Here is a 15,641-nt window from a genome sequence, read left to right as displayed (position 1 = left end):
ACATCTTCTTTGGCTCCAAGATGGGATGGAGGAGGGATTGACGGTAGGAAATTACATGTTGCTATACAGTAGTTGTTGTTAACACACTTTGCTTCGTGAAAGTGCAGGGGATAGTCGTGGCGGAAAATGTCGATAAGGCGGATATTCTGAAACAACTGGAACGCATCACAACGTCCGAGGATTTCCCATGCAGCACGCGAACAAGGACGTTTCTGGAGCACCTTGTTCATCGAGAACTTGAAGGCCGCGGTGACGAGTTACGGGGCACTGCATTGGCAATGGATGTTTTCGGAAGAGGCGCTGAATTTGATCCTAACACTGATCCGGTCGTTAGGATTGAAGCCGTCAAACTGCGAAAAGCATTGGACCTTTATTATCTGACAACAGGGAACAACGACCCGGTTTTAATATCTGTCCCTAAGGGGCAGTACCGCCCACTTTTTGAAACAAACACCCAAAAAGCCGAACCGCAAAAGTCGTCTGCAGTGCTCCATGAAGGGGGGCCTGTTCTCGGGATCACTTCCTTTGACGGTTCAGATACGTCTCGCGCGAAGCTTTTCCGAGAGGGATTTCCTGAGGAACTGGCTATGGAACTTGCGCGTTTCGCTCATATCCGCGTCATAACCGGGTATTCAGACAGATACCCAGATGGTTTGAAGGCGGAAACCTTACCCTCTTGCGATTATATTCTGAATGGTTCTGTGCGGGACGATCAGGTCAACCTGCGCTTGATTGTGCAACTAAGACGACCCGTTGACGGCTCTGTTTTGTGGGCCGACCGGCGTGATATTAATCTAGACGCCCCTGATCCTTTCAAAGCCCAAGAAGAAATTGCGAAACAATGCGCGACAAAGCTGGTCGATGCTTATGGGGTTGTCGCAGCCGACGCCGCGGGTCATTTAGCAAGACGCTCACTGGCCTGGAGTAACACCTATCAAGCTCTTTTGGCTTTTCATGCCCACGTTCGCACTTCTAGATCGGGCAGCTTACAGCGAATGATGGATCTGGCGCGCTCAGCCATTCAGAGCGATGATGCTAGTGGACTGGCCCACGCGCTTATGGCGCTAGGATATGTGGAGGAAGTGGCATTAGGCCAAAAACGCCTGAGCGACATTCTGGAACAGGGGCAATCACATGCTGAAAAGGCAGTGGCTCTGGATCCTCAATGTCAGGAGGCTTTATTTGCAGCCGCAATATATGCGCTACTTACCAAAGACACTCAAAGGTTCAATCGTTTGATTGAAGCTGCAATTCGGGCCAATCCCAACAGTGCATTGCTGATTGCGCTGGCTGGTGCTTGGATTGCGCTGGTTGGTGATATCAAGCTAGGCGGGAAAATGGTAAGGCAGGCTTTGGACATCAATCCATTGTTGCCGATCTGGACAAATATCACACTTTGCTTGGGGGACGTTGAGGACGGAAACTATGCCAGAGCCTCGGAAAAGGTGGAGCAGATTGATGCTCGTGAAATTGCTAGCGATTGGTTGTTGATCGCAGCAATTCACGGCTTGGCGGGTGAGACGGAATTGGCGAAGAACGCGCTGTCGAACTTCCCTACGACGCAGTTTTCTCTCGAAGAGTATCTTGATGATCTTCCTTATGAATCTGGTGTGGTAGAGCTGCTGCGGGAAGGCACGAAACGAGTGCGTTCCGTCGAGACCTGATCTTTCTTTGGCAACTTTGCAGCCGAACAATCACAGCCCATGCTCCACTTGTTGTCCATTACTTATAAGCACCGTGATTTCTTCACCAAAAGAAGATCGGCTCGGGTTGAAAAACTGCACTGTGAGAATGGGCCCGGCGGGAAAATCTTCATGGATAAGGTTGGAAACGCGGCGGCTTGCAGTCCGCATCACAATTGTTGTTCAATCGGCAACCAACTAGAAACCTTAGCTACCAATTTGCGCCAAAATCCCGCAGATGGCTCTGGGGATAGCGGCGGGTTATTTTTGGTAGTTGTATCTTCCCATTGCAATTTTCCAGCGTCATTAAGCGATACCGAATAAGTGTAGATCGGTACTGCCGCATCCAACTGCGTTTTGATTTGTTTCGCTAGACTTGGGCTGCGTACCAACATTCCGATTTCCGAGTTCTGCCGGATGGACCTAGGATCAACATTTGCAGAACCCACAAAAACGTAAGTTTCATCAATCAAGGCGATCTTGGTGTGTAGAGTCAGCGGTGTTTCGACGCCTTCCGTCGAAGGCGGTGCGCTCGCGCGAACTTCAGCGAAGTTAGCGCCGGCACGCAACAGTCGTTTACGATAGCGCGCATAGTGACCGTGAGTGTAAGGGTGGTTGGTTGAGGCAAGAGAATTGGTAACGATCGAAACATCAATGCCTTTTTTAACCAGCCGCTCAAGATACTCCGCGCCGTACTCCTCTGGAATAAAGTAGGGTGTAACCACTATGACGCTGTTTTCGGCGCGCCCTAGGCTATTATAAAATGCGTCCCCTACAGCGAAGGGACCGGTTCCAGAGGGCGTGCGAAGTTTCTGCAGATCATCCGCAACGATTTTTACACGGCCATAGTAGACAGGTACCTCACCATTCCTGAGCTGTCTTATGTATTCAGATCCCAGAGCCCGATCGTAAATAGCAACTTCCTGCTCAAGAGCGCGGTTCTGAAACTGTTTATACGCCTCGCTCAGAGGAACAATATCGCCATCGTCTATGGCATCAAAAGGCAAAGACCAGGCATCATTCCAATACGTATCAAAGCTCTTTGACAATGTTTGAACAGGCTTGCCTGCCACAAAGAGATCAAAGTCCGCAAAGTCATATTGTGTTCCAATACTGAAATATTCGTCCGCAATGTTTCTTCCGCCTAAAATTGCAAAACTGCCGTCTGTGATCGTGACTTTGTTGTGCATGCGGCGGTTCACTCGGGAAAAGTCCAACAGGAAATTTACGGCCACAGTGCTATTTCGGGAGAGCGGGTTGAAAACGCGAATTTCCACGTTCGGGTGGGCATTCAATGTCGCGATTTGATCATCACCTGCCGTCGTGAAAACGTCATCGAACAATAGCCTGATTTTCACCCCACGCTCTGCTGCGGAATACAGGGCCAACCACATTAATGAACCGGCTAGATCGGGTTTGATCAGAAACGTTTGCAAGTCTATCGAACTTTCCGCCGTTTCTATCATTCGCAGCCGCGCCCCGAGCGCGTCGTTGCCGTCGAACAAGGGTGCCATTGCCAGTATTTGGCTATCGTGACCTGTGAGGTCAGAAACTAGACGCCCGGCGCGGGTACCTTCAGCAGAGATAGCACGCGAGCTTTCCTTAGGAGTATCGAACGGAACATAGGTGCAGCTGCTTACAAACAGAAGCAGGCCGCAAACGACAAAGAGGTTTATTGCGGTCCTCATTGGTCCTCCGGTTCGGTTAAAGCTGATCACTTTATGCGTCCATGATGCATTCGCCATTTTTCGAAAACAACTCAACTCGATGTCCAGCGCTCTTGTGTCAATCGCCGCTACACGAGTGCACTGAAAGACAAGTGTATGTTCAAGGACTTGCATAGGACTACTGGATTTCCGCATTCAAGTTAACCGGCCGCGACCGTTACCTGGCTTGAAGCGATCACTCTGAACTCTGTATTGCCTGCCCTTGTTTCAACAGTTCCAAGTATTTGTTAGACTTTCAAATTTCCTCGACTAAACAATGGTTTCATACTATCTCTATAGCTTAATTGTTACAGGCACGATCGGACGTCTTGTGTTGTTCAATTCGGTCATGTTCACCAAAGTGAAGCGATCGCTTCTGATCGTTTTGTTCATGTTTTTGCTGTTTGGCATTCTTGTCGCTTGTGAGCGTGACAGACCAAAGCCTACAAGCGAGTTGAACCCTCAAGTTCTATTGGCAGCTGCCGAAAACGGCGAAGGTATTGATCCCTCCAAATACAAAGGCGACATCGAACTGCTTCTGCCCAGCAAAGTACCGATCGGCGAGGAGACGTTTAATGTCGCGTTTTACGCGGGATTAAACCCGGCAACAGAGACCCGTTTGCAAGTGAAACTCGTGGCTGACCTCAGAGCGATCCAAGCACGGTTCCCAGAACTGGCATCTGGTATCTATGAGAATAGTTGTTCACGAGAAGTTTCAGTCAAAATTCTTGAAACCGAAGCGATTGAAGATCACGTCGAACTGCGCGGATCACTGTTTGTTCGAATTTTTTCTTGTCGAAACAACGAGTCGGGCGAAGAGCGGGGTGGGCATTGGTTGACGCAAGAAATTGACGCCAATGCTAAGGTGGAAGCTTTTGTCGAAGACCAATGTGTGCGCTTTTCCATGGTTGAGCTTGACCTCAACCCACGCGGGTTTACGGGCGCTATCGCAAGATTATTCGGTGTCATTGATGGAGCGCGTACCGAAATACTGGAACAAGCAGAGATCTACTTTGATGATAATCCAATCTGTCTGACAGTACCGGAGGAACTTAAGCCGGTGTCACCGCAGGCCACGCTCGTCAAAGCGCTTGAAATTGGCGAAGGTGGCATCGGCGCCGAAATTCAAGGATTAATCGACACAGACGCAACGACACTTGTCAAGCTGCTCAGCGTCATGGAATTGAGCGACATCATCGAGGGGCAACAATGAGACACGCCTATTTCGTGGTGTTTCTGTTCGGCGGCATCGGTTTCGTATCCCCTTCGGTAGCACAAGTAGCGGAGTTCGACATAGAGGATACGCTGGTCGTCGGCACAACAGAAATTGACTACGGTCTCAATGTAGTTATGACGGCGGTCTCTCCAACACGTATAGGCATTGAAGCCGTGCTTGACTTTAGTGATTTGCAGGCTCGCTTACCCGAGTTGCTTGCTGAAGAACCAATTTTAGATTCATGTGGAAGCCGCACCAATCTCAGTGAGTTTGTGGTTGAGGCACAAGATGAAGTTGTTTCTCTCAGCGGAAAACTCGATACACAGTTCTTTGAATGCACCAAGACCAGAGAAAACATCTTTGTACGCGGCGAGCCCACGGACAGATGGATTTTCGACTTTTCCGGTTCAGCTACAGCTCGGTTCAGCGAAAAATGCGTAACCTACGAGTTGGTAGACGCAGTCGTTCAACCCCTTGAGCAATTGCGGGACATTGAGGGGTTCGTTGAAGATGTCGAAGCACTGCGTGCCATCCTACTAGAAGTTGCTGGACGTTTCTTGAACGAACGCCCTTTTTGCCCGGCCTTCCCTGAGGAATTTGAACCTTTAGACCCAGTTTATGAAACCGGCGGTCCCCGCGAAATTGGTGATGGCGGTCTGGGGGCCTATCTTAGAGGATCAGTCGATACCAGTACCGCGACGATCATAGGGGTACTACGCGTATTGCAAGAGGAAGGGGTTATTCCAGGCCCTCCGTAAATGATTTCATATACGTCCAATAGACGTGGTAATTTCCACGCAATCTGTTCTGGTCTGAACCGACCACTTCAGTCACTAATACTGTGCCTTGACGACCGTTCATCGATTGAGTTTTTGCTATGCAAACTACGATGAGCACGGTGAAAGCTGACCTTCTTAGGATTTGATCGCAGTCCAATATGCGAATCCCTAGTCATTAGCGTAATTCGAACGGCCCACACGCTCCCGGCGATCTATGCTACTCTAACTTTGATGGAACAAAACAAAGAGCCGTTTGTCGCTGGCGGCTGAAGAAATGATAAACGTCATCTGAACCGCAAAGGCATTGACTGTTTAAACAGTAATTCTTGCAGAAACCATACCATTGTGTGCCACAATAGACTGGAATTTGTACGAGTAGATACATGAAGCATTTCCGTTTTCACAATATCACCAGAGCAGCTGCTTCTATTGGTGCTACGGTATTGTCTGTCGCGTTAATTCTGCTGCTGATTTTGGGAACAGCCAAAGCACAGCAACTCGCTCACTCGGACCCGTACCAAAACTCAGTTGCGATCGCGAGCGAGGCAAATGTGGGCGAAGACGTACTCTCTCGGCACGTAGTTGCCTTAGGAGTAGACGATCTTACAGAGATAGCAGATATCTGGCAGCGCCGGGTTCAAACGAACCTCGCTAGAATAGCCGAGGGTTTAACGCAGCTGGAAACTGTCGCCGATGAACAGGTTCCTGAACTCGTTGACGAGATAAAGGCGACGAACCAAAAAAACATCGGCGACCTTCAGAACTACATCATTGTTGTTTACGCTCTGGGACGAAAAGGCGGCCCTGAAGAAGAATTGAAAAAGCACGAAGGGTTTATCAAGGGCTTTATAGGTGAGCTTTTGCTTTCATACCAGTGGTCAGCCATTGCCCATCTGTCATGGGACTGGGTGGTGTCAGGCAGGGGCGGGATCAGGGCGTTAAGCGGACTTTTTCAAGCTATCATAGTTTTGGTCTTTGCTTTCCTTCTCAGCGGGATTTTTAAAAGAGTATCGAGCAGATGGCTTCACGGCCGTAACGAAGAAAATGAAATCGCGGCAGTTGTCATACCGAACGTCATTCGCTGGAGCATTCTTGTTCTTGGCTTGTTTTTCGCCTTGTGGGGGCTTGGTGTAAATATTGGCGTCACAACTGCCATTGTCGGTGGTCTTGGGTTCCTTATTGCATTCATGCTGCAGAATTTATTTCAAAGCGTGATTGGCGGTTTTTTACTCCAAGCAACAAACCCTTATTCAAAGGGTGATATTATATCGATCAATCAAACGATTGGAACGGTCGTCGACGTAAACATAATTTCAACAAAGCTCAGAACTTTTGACAATCGGTTGGTACAGATCCCAAACCAGTCCATCTGGCAGGGGTCGATGGAGAACCTTACCAAGTACCGAGTGCGGCGCGTCGATCTTGTTTTTGGAATTGGATACGCAGATGATATTGAGCGTGCCAAAGCCACCCTTGCTGAGATGGTGAAAGCAGACAAACGTTGCCTGAAGAATCCGGAAACGCGGATATTTGTCGGTGAATTGGGTCCGTCGTCAGTAAACATTTATTGCAGACCATGGGTTCGAACCGATGATTACTGGGATGTTCTGTGGGACTTGACAGAGATTGGCAAAACCCGCTTGCAGAAAGAGGGCATCAATATCGCGTTTCCGCAAATGGACGTGCATGTCCACACCAAAGAAGCAGCTTCGCCGGACGAATGAAATACACTGGACCATTTTTTGATCTAATGCGTGTACGCTCTCGAAATGGATTATTTTAATGCCTACCGCTCATTCAAAAAATAAGACCCCAAGATTGGTATCAACACTCATGATGGCACTGATCGGTGGAAGCTTATTTCTGCTGTTTCTGTCCCGAGACCTCCCACAGGGTTTGCAAGATGACTGGGCAAAAGAAAACTTAGGCCTTGTCGTTCGCTACGTTATCGCAATGACACTGGGTGGTGCGATAATGGGTTATTTGCTTGCTTCAATGTTCGGTCGTAATGGTTTTGGTGGATGGGTTTTAGCTCTCTTAGGGGGGCTGATTTCAACTCTGGTTGCGGGTGCCTGCGGAAGCCTACTAGGTTTGCTTCCCGATATCCTTGACGACGGATGGCAGGCGAGCGACTTGGTGTCAATTCTGTTTGGGTTTCTGGTATTACCAATTGCGGCCGTCGATAAACTTGGCTCATCCGCGATTTGGCTGGCAGCAATAGCAGTGACGCATATGATGTCTAAGTACGACCGTGCAAGGAATGCGTACCGCTCGTAAGTTGCTTCGAAGTATTGTGCTGAACCTTCGCAACAATGGTTGCTACAGCAAAATCCAGCATGTTGGACTGAAAACGCCCGACAGACTCATGCAATCTCGTTGCATAGAATTCCTGCCGGACGGCAATATGGTTTAGCTCGACACTGGTTTCGTCGTCCAAAGTCTGGATAATCAAGCCTGGAGTGAAAGCCCAAGCTCTGGTCGACCAACGCCTCTAACTACCAAATGCTCTCCTTTAACCTGAGCAAGCGCGTCGACCAGCATGGACGCCTCTTTTTCACTGGCCTCAAGCAAATAGTCCGTTACCTTAGGCAACGCGCTATTCCAGCTAGGGCAAGCCAGTGCAAACTGAGCGAAAAAATTGGCCATGAATTTGAACAATCGCTCTGGGCTCGTTTCTCTGGATTCCCGAGCTGCCCAAAGTAAGGCTTCCCACATTGCGTTTTCGAACGCGACTTGTGCTTTGTTGGAGCCTTGAAAGGCAATCCAGATTTGGTTTTCACGGGCAAGCCTCAGTTCTGATGCCTTCAGCACAAGATTATGAGCAGCAGCAGTGGTTGAAGGATATTGATCCCTTAAGATCTCCAGAAGTTTGAATTGAGACATTTTTCGCTCCTGTTTCCGTTTTCACAAAACAGAAGTGGGAAAGAGCGACTGCAAACAGCAGGTTTCCTACTGTAGCGTAACTGTAAATTACAACAATTTGCTTGCGGGAAAACCGGACAGCTTGACTTGCCACCCACCACCATATTTTCGAATACCCTGTTTCATTCTGAATTGGGGCTGCATCGCCTTGAGGGTGCCACTGCAGGATAGCTACACAAAAAGGAAACTACGTCCGTGTTCGGAGACTTAGGACGCTGAGAATTTGCAGAGAAAAGAAAGATGGATAAACTGGCCATCTAAGGTCATCAAATTAGACTGAAAGCTTTGCGGAGGGAGGAGGGAACGTGGGATTAGGCCAATGTCCACAATGTCTTTCCGCCTTAATCTTTCGCGGAAGTGGAAACAGGCAAAGGAATAAACGTCGAGGTTTCCAAGTTAGACAAAAGACCGATTGAACGGGACAGAGAATGAGTGACATTTGGGTGGTTGGAATACCTATTCTGTTGGTTGACGTAGTCAGTCCGGTCCTTCTGGCTGCGACGGCTTTTGCCCTGACAGGGCGCCGACCGATTGCAAATAGTTACGCGCTTATCTTAGGTCATACGATCGCGTACTTTGTGATGGGGGTTCTTATAGTCTACGGGCTTGCGGAACTGCTCGCTCCAGTAGTGGACTTTGTCGTCGAGGGGTTCGTGAATCCGACGCGTATCAATTTCATCATTGGCTTACTTCTCGGCTTAGTTCTGCTCGGCCTCGCTTTTAGGGTGAGCACAAGTGCCGAAATGGACAAACAATCGGCCCGATCCCAGGCGAGCCAGCAGAAGGACGGTGTGCTGCCATCCTTCCTAATGGGCGCGACACTATGTGTTGTAGGGATGCCATTTGCCGTACCTTACTTCGGATTCATCAATGAGATGTTCCGATTTAACGTTCAATCCAAACCCCTAGGTTTGCTGATCTATAACCTTCTGTATGCGCTTCCGTTTGCGCTGATTCCACTTGCATATGCTCTTGCGGGAAATTCAATTTTGGACAAATTGAAAGCGCTCAACCAGTTTATAAGCACCACAGCGTCGTGGCTTGTCCCGCTTTTGTTCGGCCTCTTGGGATTGGCGTTCATAATTGATGCCGTCAAATATTTTCTGACTGGATCCGGTTTGATTTGATGCCAATTTTTCTGCCAGGAAACCATTTTCTACTTCTTAGTCTCGTTTTTCATGTCGAGATATTACTCGTGAATAAAAACAGCCTTTTGGCTCCGATCAGGACACTCTTTACAGGTACCGAAACTCGTGCCTACACATTCTAGAAAGAGCACGTGGAAGTGTGCCGTGCGCCAAGTATGTGATCACCTAATGCTGAAAGCGACACAGGTTTGCTTGTCGATTGGGATTGTAGGTTTTACATCTTCTTCGACCGCGCAAACTGTTGATCCGGATGCGTCTGAGGCAGCGGCACGTGCAGCACTTTCGGTCTTGAGCATTGCCGCAACGCCGAATGAGACACTGTCTTCGTTCTCTTTTCTAAGGGCATCAGGCGACACCAACAGCCTGCGATCAACTCAACTTCGGGGTGGCTTTCATCCTCTGGAAAACGGCCTCTATCTTGAAGGGCTGGTGGCTTATCAAGTGTACAACCCAGTTGTATTCTTCCCAGAAATCGCACCTGGCGTTGACGTGGACGTTACTTGGGCGAGCGTTGCAGCCACCCTTGGAATAGGCTGGGAGTTTCCTTTGGGTAATGACTGGCACTTTCGTCCCGTCGGACATGTGTCGCTCGGCCATGTTACGGCAGACGCTTCGATAATTGACTTTCCAATTTTGCCAGTCAGTTCAGGGTCAACTGACCCAATCGATGGTGATTTGAATGCATTTGGCGTAGGTGCGTCTGTCGGAGTCTATCGGGAAGCCAGATACGGTCCTTGGCAAGCTGAATATCGATTTCGCCAAACATTCCTTGAATTTCATCCAATCGATGAACCACAGGCTGGGGACGCCAAAGCAAATTCCAACCAGACAACGTTTTTTTCACGCCACCGCTATCCATTGAAGAATGTGAAAGTCTTCAATCTCTCGACCCAACTCGTGCTGGATGCGGGGTTAGTGTATTACCACGGGGACGCCGCTGAGGTTCTGGATACGGATTGGCTTGCAACCGCAGGCGTTGGTGTCGAGTTAGACACGAGCCAAATTGGCCTTCCTGCCATCAAAGCTGGGCGAATAATGCTGAACGGTGTTATTGCAGAAAACTTCGACGGCTTTTCTATAGGACTTGGTCTCAGATTTTAGTGCTGCTGTCAGAGTTTTCTGAACAAACCAAAAGTCGCTGTCGCAAGTGAAGATCACTGCGATCCAACCTTGATCAATCATGGATGCGCGCCGCTTCACCTCGCTTTGGCCGAAAAAGAAAAACTTTTGGCTGGAATTCAAATGAGTGAATGAATGATCGCCACCAATATTGGATGACAGCGCCACACAAGGTGCTTTGCAAGTTACAGAGATAGAATTGGAGCGTCAGTCATGAAGACCGAAGCAGTCAGTGCCGTCGAAGTAATCAACATGCATTTGAACAGACACTATGAAGCCGATCAGCGCGCAGATGCTGTTGTCGAAATGTTGCTTGAAAATGAAATCTCCAGCGCAGATTTCTGGCCCTTGTTGCAGGGTTTATGGGGTGGGTTCGAAAAAATTGACCACACCATGTTCGTTCACGCAATGGACGCCGAGAAACGAAGGTCATGCTGGAGTCCAACGGCGGAGTGGCATCAGCTACCCAGAGAAATTTCGGTTTTTCGCGGTCAAAAGCTGGGGAAAGAAGTTGGGTTGTCCTGGACGACAAACTTTGATGCAGCATTGGACTATGCAATTGGATGTCATGGTTTAACAGCCAAAACTCCGATCATCCTTGCGACCAGCATCCCCAAAAGCGCTGTCGCAATGGTTATCGAAAAAGGTGAACCAAATGAACTTGTCCTGTGGAAAGCGCCACAAATTTCGGACTGTGTAATCACCCAGGTATCGTCAGTCGCGCACTAGTGAAATAGAAGCGTATCTCAGGCGTGGTTCAACTGAAAAGGCAAAAGGCGGGGCGTCACATTGGCTTAGTTTTGTCTTTGAAATTCACGCGGTGTTAAATCGGTCCAACGCTTGAATGCGGTGGAGAATGCGGGCTGGTCGGCAAAACCCAGATAGAACGCAACTTCTCCGATGCCGAACCCGTCCTTGAGATACGTCTTCGCAAGATCACACCTGATATTGCTTACAATACCACGAAAACTCAAACCTTCTTCATTTAGGCGACGCGACAGCGATCGTGTGCTGAGCCCGAGACTTGCGGCCACTTCTTGAGCGCTGGGAATTTGTCCAGGCAACGAGTTCAATAGCAGTGATTCAACCTTGCTACGAGTACTTGGCGTACACCCGCCCCTTTCCTTCAAAAGTTTGTCGCCGTAGTCAATCAAGTGTTCTTTGAGAGCTGGATCATAGCTTGGAATGGGAAGATCGAGAGATGATAACGACAGGATGAGTTCAGTCTTTTCGGAATCAAAGGCAACCCTGCATCCCGCCAACCTTTGAATTTCGGGTCCTGCTGATTTGACCATGTGTTGGAACCGAACTTCCAGTGGTTGGAGAGGAGCATTCACAACCAAACGCATCAACGAGATTACCGAGAAAACAAGAAACTCAGTCCGACGATGGTACTTGACCAGCCCCCCGTCAGTAATGTGCATCTGGAGCGAAGCATGATTTCCTGACAAAACCAGACTGTAGTCAATAGTATCATCAACCAACGCACCATAATGCGACGCGTTTTCAATAGCTTCTTTTAGGTTTCGTGAATATTTTGCGATGTACCAAACGATGTCGCGCGGTGAGTTAAATGCTAAACCTGCCATTGTGGCAAACGCCGGGTTCTTCAACTGGTCGCAAGCCAAACGAACAAATTGGCCTTCTTTATAGGGGTCAATCTGATCAGCAGCCTCCTTTAGATCGTTGCGCGTTAAGCCACAGCCCTTCAGCACAGCATTAAATACAAGGGCATCTGACGCGCATTTTTCAAACATTCGGGCAAAGTGCCTAAGCCACGTGTTGTCGACACCCATAAGTTGTTCCTATAAAAGCTAAGTAGTTATAATACCAGGCATTATTTGAGCTACGAGTTCCGGCAACCCAACGCCAATTGCAAAATACGCAATAGTAGGTTCCAGCGTTGGTACGAGGCGTTTTGATGCTGGCCTATTTCTTTCTGGCGCAAAGGCAGTTGTTGCCACAAGAATTGTACCAGTCAATTCAACCAGCAAGTTCGGCATTGAAACGATCAGAACTCAACCAATTCTGCGAAGCTTCGGGACAGGCGAGGCCTTTCCGAATGGGCGAGCATTTATCGCGACATTGACAACGGTGGTCCAAATCAAAGGGGGCGCTCCACTTCTCCAAAAGATTTTCAGGGGCGCAGCGAAGCATTGGGCATTGTGTCGAAAAGACTGGCAACCGTTTCCCCTGCCTCAGGAGTGGCCAAAACTAAGAGATCGTTTTCGACCATTGCTTCATAAGCGAGAGAATGCCGCCAGCCTGAATGTAGCACATTCACTGTAGTCGTGACGTCGTAGTCGGAGATGGTCTTAATCTCGGAAGCTGAAATGATCTCTGGTGCCTTATCACCAGCGTAAAAGCGTATGGCAGCAACCTCGATGGCCAAAAGTACAGTAAATGTCTCTCCTTTTTGCAAATTTGCAGAGATTGCAGGAGCCATTTCTTGCGCAAGCTTATTCAATGACTTGATGGACCACGAATGGTACGAAACGCCTGGCCTTCTCAAGAATGGTCTTGCTTGAACAATTCCGGCTTTCCTAGCGTCTAAGTCCGCCTGAAAAGCAACCTTGGCCGCCGGATGGTGTTCAAAAAGAAGAGCCCAAAGCATCGGGTTACCGCAGGCCAAGGATTGTCCTGCCGCGCCAAACAGCAAAAACACAGCCAGAAAAGCTTTATAAACATGCTTCATTTCTATTCTCCTTTCGGAGGCTGAATTCCAGAATAGAGGCTTTTTATTGTTTTGTATGATCCCACGTCAGATTGCCGTCCATGATAGTGTAGAGCACTTCGACATCGTGGATCGTGCTTGGGTCGATTTCGTAGAGGTTCTCTGAAAGCACCACCAAATCCGCGAGTTTGCCAACTTCGATGCTGCCAATTTCGTGGTCTTTACCCATCCCGTAGGCCGCGTTGATCGTGTTCGCGCGAATTGCGAGGTCTATCGGCACACGCGCCTCTTCGCCACCCAGCGGTGGGACATCGTCGCGACCAGGAAGCTGACGCATCACCGCAGTGCGGATCGCCACCAGTGGGCGGTATTCCGAGATGTAGCCAGCGGCCGGCCAGTCCGAGCCCAAGGACACGTTTCCACCCGCCTTTGCAATCGCACGCATTGGGGAATACTGCTTCACCCGCTCATCGCCAAGGCGCTGCACGGTTACACTTTGCAGAGCTGGATCAAGACTCATCCAGGCACCGGTGGAATCCCACGTGACATCAAGTTCCGCAAAACGCGGAATATCATCGGGATGAACGAGCATCGCATGGCTAATTACGTTGCGCCGGTCGCGCGGCGGGTTTTGCGAGATCGCCAGTTCGATCGCATCCAAGACCGCTCGAACTGCGGCATCCCCGAAACAATGGCACACTACATTAATGCCAGCAGCATCCGCGCGCAGCACCGTCTCGTTCAGGGTGTCAAACGGGATGATTGGGTTGGGGGAGGCATCCGGGTTGTCACTGTAAGGCTCAGTGTAGAGGGCGCTATAGGCATCATCCCCACCGTCCATATTTATCTTGAGACCTCGCGCGGACACAAGATCGGTGTCGAATTGCTCTCGCATCGCCTCAAGCGGCGGGATCGGGTCGAGGTTCGGGTCATTCCAATAGAAATTGCCCTGAACCCGGATCGGAAGCTCTCCGGACGCTGCTAAGTCTGTCATGAGCTGAAAGCCTTCGTCTTGCCCGAGGCCCTGAATGCCGTAGTCATGTGCTGTAGTGATCCCTGCCGCAGCGAACCGGGGCAACCATTCACGAACCCCCGTCTTGGTGTAATCAATATTTAGATCTATCAGTTTCGAGAGCACCTGCATCTGTGCTGGAACTTCGACAATCCAACCGGCGGGCGTGCCGTCCTCGTTTCTGCGGAAGAACGAAAAACCTGGTACCGTTTCGGGTGTGTTTTCGTCGATCCCGGCGATTTCGAAGGCTTTGGAGTTTACCCAGGCTTGGTGTCCGTCCACTCCCCAGAGGAAGATCGGCCGGTCGGCGTCAATCTCATCAAGCATCTCTTTCGTGCCGTAGCCGTCATCCCAAAGGTGAAGCCGCACACCGTATCCATGGATAATTGGCAGTTCCGGGTTTTCTTCGGCATAGGTGCGCACGCGCTCAAGGATCCCGTCGATGCTGTCGATCTGGAGGTCCACACCACGCATAATCAGCGCTCCGGCCGTGGGGTGCATATGCCCCTCCACAAAGCCTGGCAGCACCATATTGCCTTCCAGATCGATTACCTCAGTGCCGATCCCAATAACATTCGCAAGACCCGCCGCGTCGCCGACATAAACGATCTCGTTTCCTGTAATCCCGATGGCTTCGGCAACGGTTCCAGCCTCATCCATAGTGTGGATTGCGCCATTAATGAGCGCATAGTCCGTTGTAGGGTTTAGGCGAGCCGTTTGAGCAACTGAGTTTGAGGCGAAAGCTGTTAGCAAACCGATTGTTATCGTCATCCACTTCATTACTCACACTCCCAACCAAAAAAATTTATTAGATAAAAATGAAACATAATATATGCATGTCAAATAAATTTCTTCGCTTAGCTTCCTATGCGTTTTTCAAAGAGCTCAGTCGCAAACCAACTTTAGACTCAGGTAAACAGTGTGGATCGGCCGATTTTCCCACCAATCGGCGAACTGCTTTAGTGCAGATGGTGCCGGTGTGAACTGAGGTACGCAGGTGTTTTATCAAAGTAGAAGTTTCACCTGGGTGCAAAGCAGATGCGTCACAAAATGCGCTGAGGGGAGCAGAGCCTGACGGCGCAGAAATCTCAAACTCACCGGATAGTACCCGGTCCAGCTCCTTCGTCCAGCCATACGGAAGAAGGCCCTTTGCCGTCAGGTTCGTATCCGCGCCATGCTTTTAGGTGACCCGCCGCTTCCCGCAGTCTTCTCGCCTATGCGCGTGCGTTTCGTTCGCTGTAGCACAGGGGTAAGCGTCCAAAACGCGGAAAGCGCCTGTTGGGGCGCTAGCGTGTTGTAATAATGTAGTTTATTTTGGTTGCGGGGAGAGGATTTGAACCTCTGACCTTCAGGTTATGAGCCTGACGAGCTACCGGGCTGCTC

General features: G+C 49.6%; 13 protein-coding genes. 8 read left to right on the top strand and 5 right to left on the bottom strand.

Annotation, left to right across the window (positions count from 1 at the left end):
• Positions 1-116: 116 nt before the first annotated feature.
• On the top strand, positions 117-1,664 hold the full coding sequence (locus GOW93_RS16845) for a hypothetical protein (protein ID WP_170386903.1): 1,548 nt from the start codon (positions 117-119) through the stop codon (positions 1,662-1,664).
• Between the two features lie 188 nt (positions 1,665-1,852).
• Here GOW93_RS16845 and GOW93_RS16840 read toward each other — a convergent pair whose 3' ends face one another.
• Positions 1,853-3,523: a phospholipase D family protein gene (locus GOW93_RS16840; RefSeq protein ID WP_170386901.1), complete on the bottom strand. Its 1,671-nt coding sequence runs from the start codon at positions 3,521-3,523 to the stop codon at positions 1,853-1,855.
• 142 nt (positions 3,524-3,665) lie between these two features.
• Between GOW93_RS16840 and GOW93_RS16835 the strand changes: the two genes are divergently transcribed.
• The 4 genes from GOW93_RS16835 to GOW93_RS16820 all read left to right on the top strand — a co-directional run bounded on the left by GOW93_RS16835 (position 3,666) and on the right by GOW93_RS16820 (position 7,660).
• Complete coding sequence (locus GOW93_RS16835) at positions 3,666-4,601, top strand: DUF3794 domain-containing protein (RefSeq protein WP_170386899.1); 936 nt, start codon at positions 3,666-3,668, stop codon at positions 4,599-4,601.
• Positions 4,598-5,362, top strand: a complete 765-nt coding sequence (locus GOW93_RS16830) for a hypothetical protein (protein WP_170386897.1) — start codon at positions 4,598-4,600, stop codon at positions 5,360-5,362. Before GOW93_RS16835 ends, GOW93_RS16830 begins: the two co-directional genes overlap by 4 nt.
• 404 nt (positions 5,363-5,766) lie before the next feature.
• Positions 5,767-7,107, top strand: coding sequence for a mechanosensitive ion channel family protein (locus GOW93_RS16825; RefSeq protein ID WP_170386895.1), 1,341 nt, complete (start codon positions 5,767-5,769; stop codon positions 7,105-7,107).
• Positions 7,108-7,216: 109 nt separating this feature from the next.
• Positions 7,217-7,660 carry a hypothetical protein gene (locus GOW93_RS16820; RefSeq protein ID WP_170386893.1) on the top strand — a complete coding sequence of 148 codons (444 nt, stop codon included), beginning with the start codon at positions 7,217-7,219 and terminating at the stop codon, positions 7,658-7,660.
• A 171-nt stretch (positions 7,661-7,831) separates the two neighbouring features.
• On the opposite strand, the gene GOW93_RS16815 is transcribed toward GOW93_RS16820, so the two are convergent.
• Positions 7,832-8,266, bottom strand: coding sequence for a hypothetical protein (locus GOW93_RS16815; RefSeq protein WP_170386891.1), 435 nt, complete (start codon positions 8,264-8,266; stop codon positions 7,832-7,834).
• Between the two features lie 467 nt (positions 8,267-8,733).
• Between GOW93_RS16815 and GOW93_RS16810 the strand changes: the two genes are divergently transcribed.
• The 3 genes from GOW93_RS16810 to GOW93_RS16800 all read left to right on the top strand — a co-directional run bounded on the left by GOW93_RS16810 (position 8,734) and on the right by GOW93_RS16800 (position 11,301).
• Positions 8,734-9,432 carry a GAP family protein gene (locus GOW93_RS16810; RefSeq protein ID WP_170386889.1) on the top strand — a complete coding sequence of 233 codons (699 nt, stop codon included), beginning with the start codon at positions 8,734-8,736 and terminating at the stop codon, positions 9,430-9,432.
• Between the two features lie 189 nt (positions 9,433-9,621).
• Entirely contained in the window at positions 9,622-10,554 is a 933-nt protein-coding gene (locus GOW93_RS16805; RefSeq protein ID WP_170386887.1) for a hypothetical protein, read from the top strand.
• Positions 10,555-10,785: 231 nt separating this feature from the next.
• Positions 10,786-11,301, top strand: coding sequence for a hypothetical protein (locus GOW93_RS16800; protein ID WP_170386883.1), 516 nt, complete (start codon positions 10,786-10,788; stop codon positions 11,299-11,301).
• Between the two features lie 65 nt (positions 11,302-11,366).
• On the opposite strand, the gene GOW93_RS16795 is transcribed toward GOW93_RS16800, so the two are convergent.
• The 3 genes from GOW93_RS16795 to GOW93_RS16785 form a co-directional block, all read right to left on the bottom strand.
• Positions 11,367-12,368 (bottom strand): helix-turn-helix domain-containing protein, encoded by a 1,002-nt coding sequence (locus GOW93_RS16795; protein WP_170386880.1) that lies wholly within the window; start codon positions 12,366-12,368, stop codon positions 11,367-11,369.
• Positions 12,369-12,709: 341 nt separating this feature from the next.
• Complete coding sequence (locus GOW93_RS16790; protein WP_170386878.1) at positions 12,710-13,267, bottom strand: hypothetical protein; 558 nt, start codon at positions 13,265-13,267, stop codon at positions 12,710-12,712.
• Positions 13,268-13,310: 43 nt separating this feature from the next.
• The gene (locus GOW93_RS16785; RefSeq protein ID WP_170386876.1) at positions 13,311-15,038 is read right to left on the bottom strand and encodes an amidohydrolase; all 1,728 of its coding nucleotides are present in this window, start codon (positions 15,036-15,038) and stop codon (positions 13,311-13,313) included.
• Positions 15,039-15,641 lie beyond the last annotated feature (603 nt).

Source organism: Ruegeria atlantica, from assembly GCF_013032455.1.
Lineage (GTDB): Bacteria > Pseudomonadota > Alphaproteobacteria > Rhodobacterales > Rhodobacteraceae > Ruegeria > Ruegeria atlantica_B.
Note: the sequence above shows the minus strand (reverse complement) of the source record. Positions and strands in the feature narration are given on the sequence as shown.

Bases quoted from the DNA above. Each gene is read 5' to 3' on its own strand.
- GOW93_RS16840 (WP_170386901.1), bottom strand. From the start codon at position 3,523: ATGCAAGTCCTTGAACATACACTTGTCTTTCAGTGCACTCGTGTAGCG.
- GOW93_RS16800 (WP_170386883.1), top strand. From the start codon at position 10,786: ATGAAGACCGAAGCAGTCAGTGCCGTCGAAGTAATCAACATGCATTTG.
- GOW93_RS16790 (WP_170386878.1), bottom strand. From the start codon at position 13,267: ATGAAGCATGTTTATAAAGCTTTTCTGGCTGTGTTTTTGCTGTTTGGC.
- GOW93_RS16830 (WP_170386897.1), top strand. From the start codon at position 4,598: ATGAGACACGCCTATTTCGTGGTGTTTCTGTTCGGCGGCATCGGTTTC.
- GOW93_RS16795 (WP_170386880.1), bottom strand. From the start codon at position 12,368: ATGGGTGTCGACAACACGTGGCTTAGGCACTTTGCCCGAATGTTTGAA.
- GOW93_RS16805 (WP_170386887.1), top strand. From the start codon at position 9,622: ATGCTGAAAGCGACACAGGTTTGCTTGTCGATTGGGATTGTAGGTTTT.
- GOW93_RS16825 (WP_170386895.1), top strand. From the start codon at position 5,767: ATGAAGCATTTCCGTTTTCACAATATCACCAGAGCAGCTGCTTCTATT.
- GOW93_RS16810 (WP_170386889.1), top strand. From the start codon at position 8,734: ATGAGTGACATTTGGGTGGTTGGAATACCTATTCTGTTGGTTGACGTA.
- GOW93_RS16835 (WP_170386899.1), top strand. From the start codon at position 3,666: ATGGTTTCATACTATCTCTATAGCTTAATTGTTACAGGCACGATCGGA.
- GOW93_RS16785 (WP_170386876.1), bottom strand. From the start codon at position 15,038: ATGAAGTGGATGACGATAACAATCGGTTTGCTAACAGCTTTCGCCTCA.
- GOW93_RS16820 (WP_170386893.1), top strand. From the start codon at position 7,217: ATGATGGCACTGATCGGTGGAAGCTTATTTCTGCTGTTTCTGTCCCGA.
- GOW93_RS16815 (WP_170386891.1), bottom strand. From the start codon at position 8,266: ATGTCTCAATTCAAACTTCTGGAGATCTTAAGGGATCAATATCCTTCA.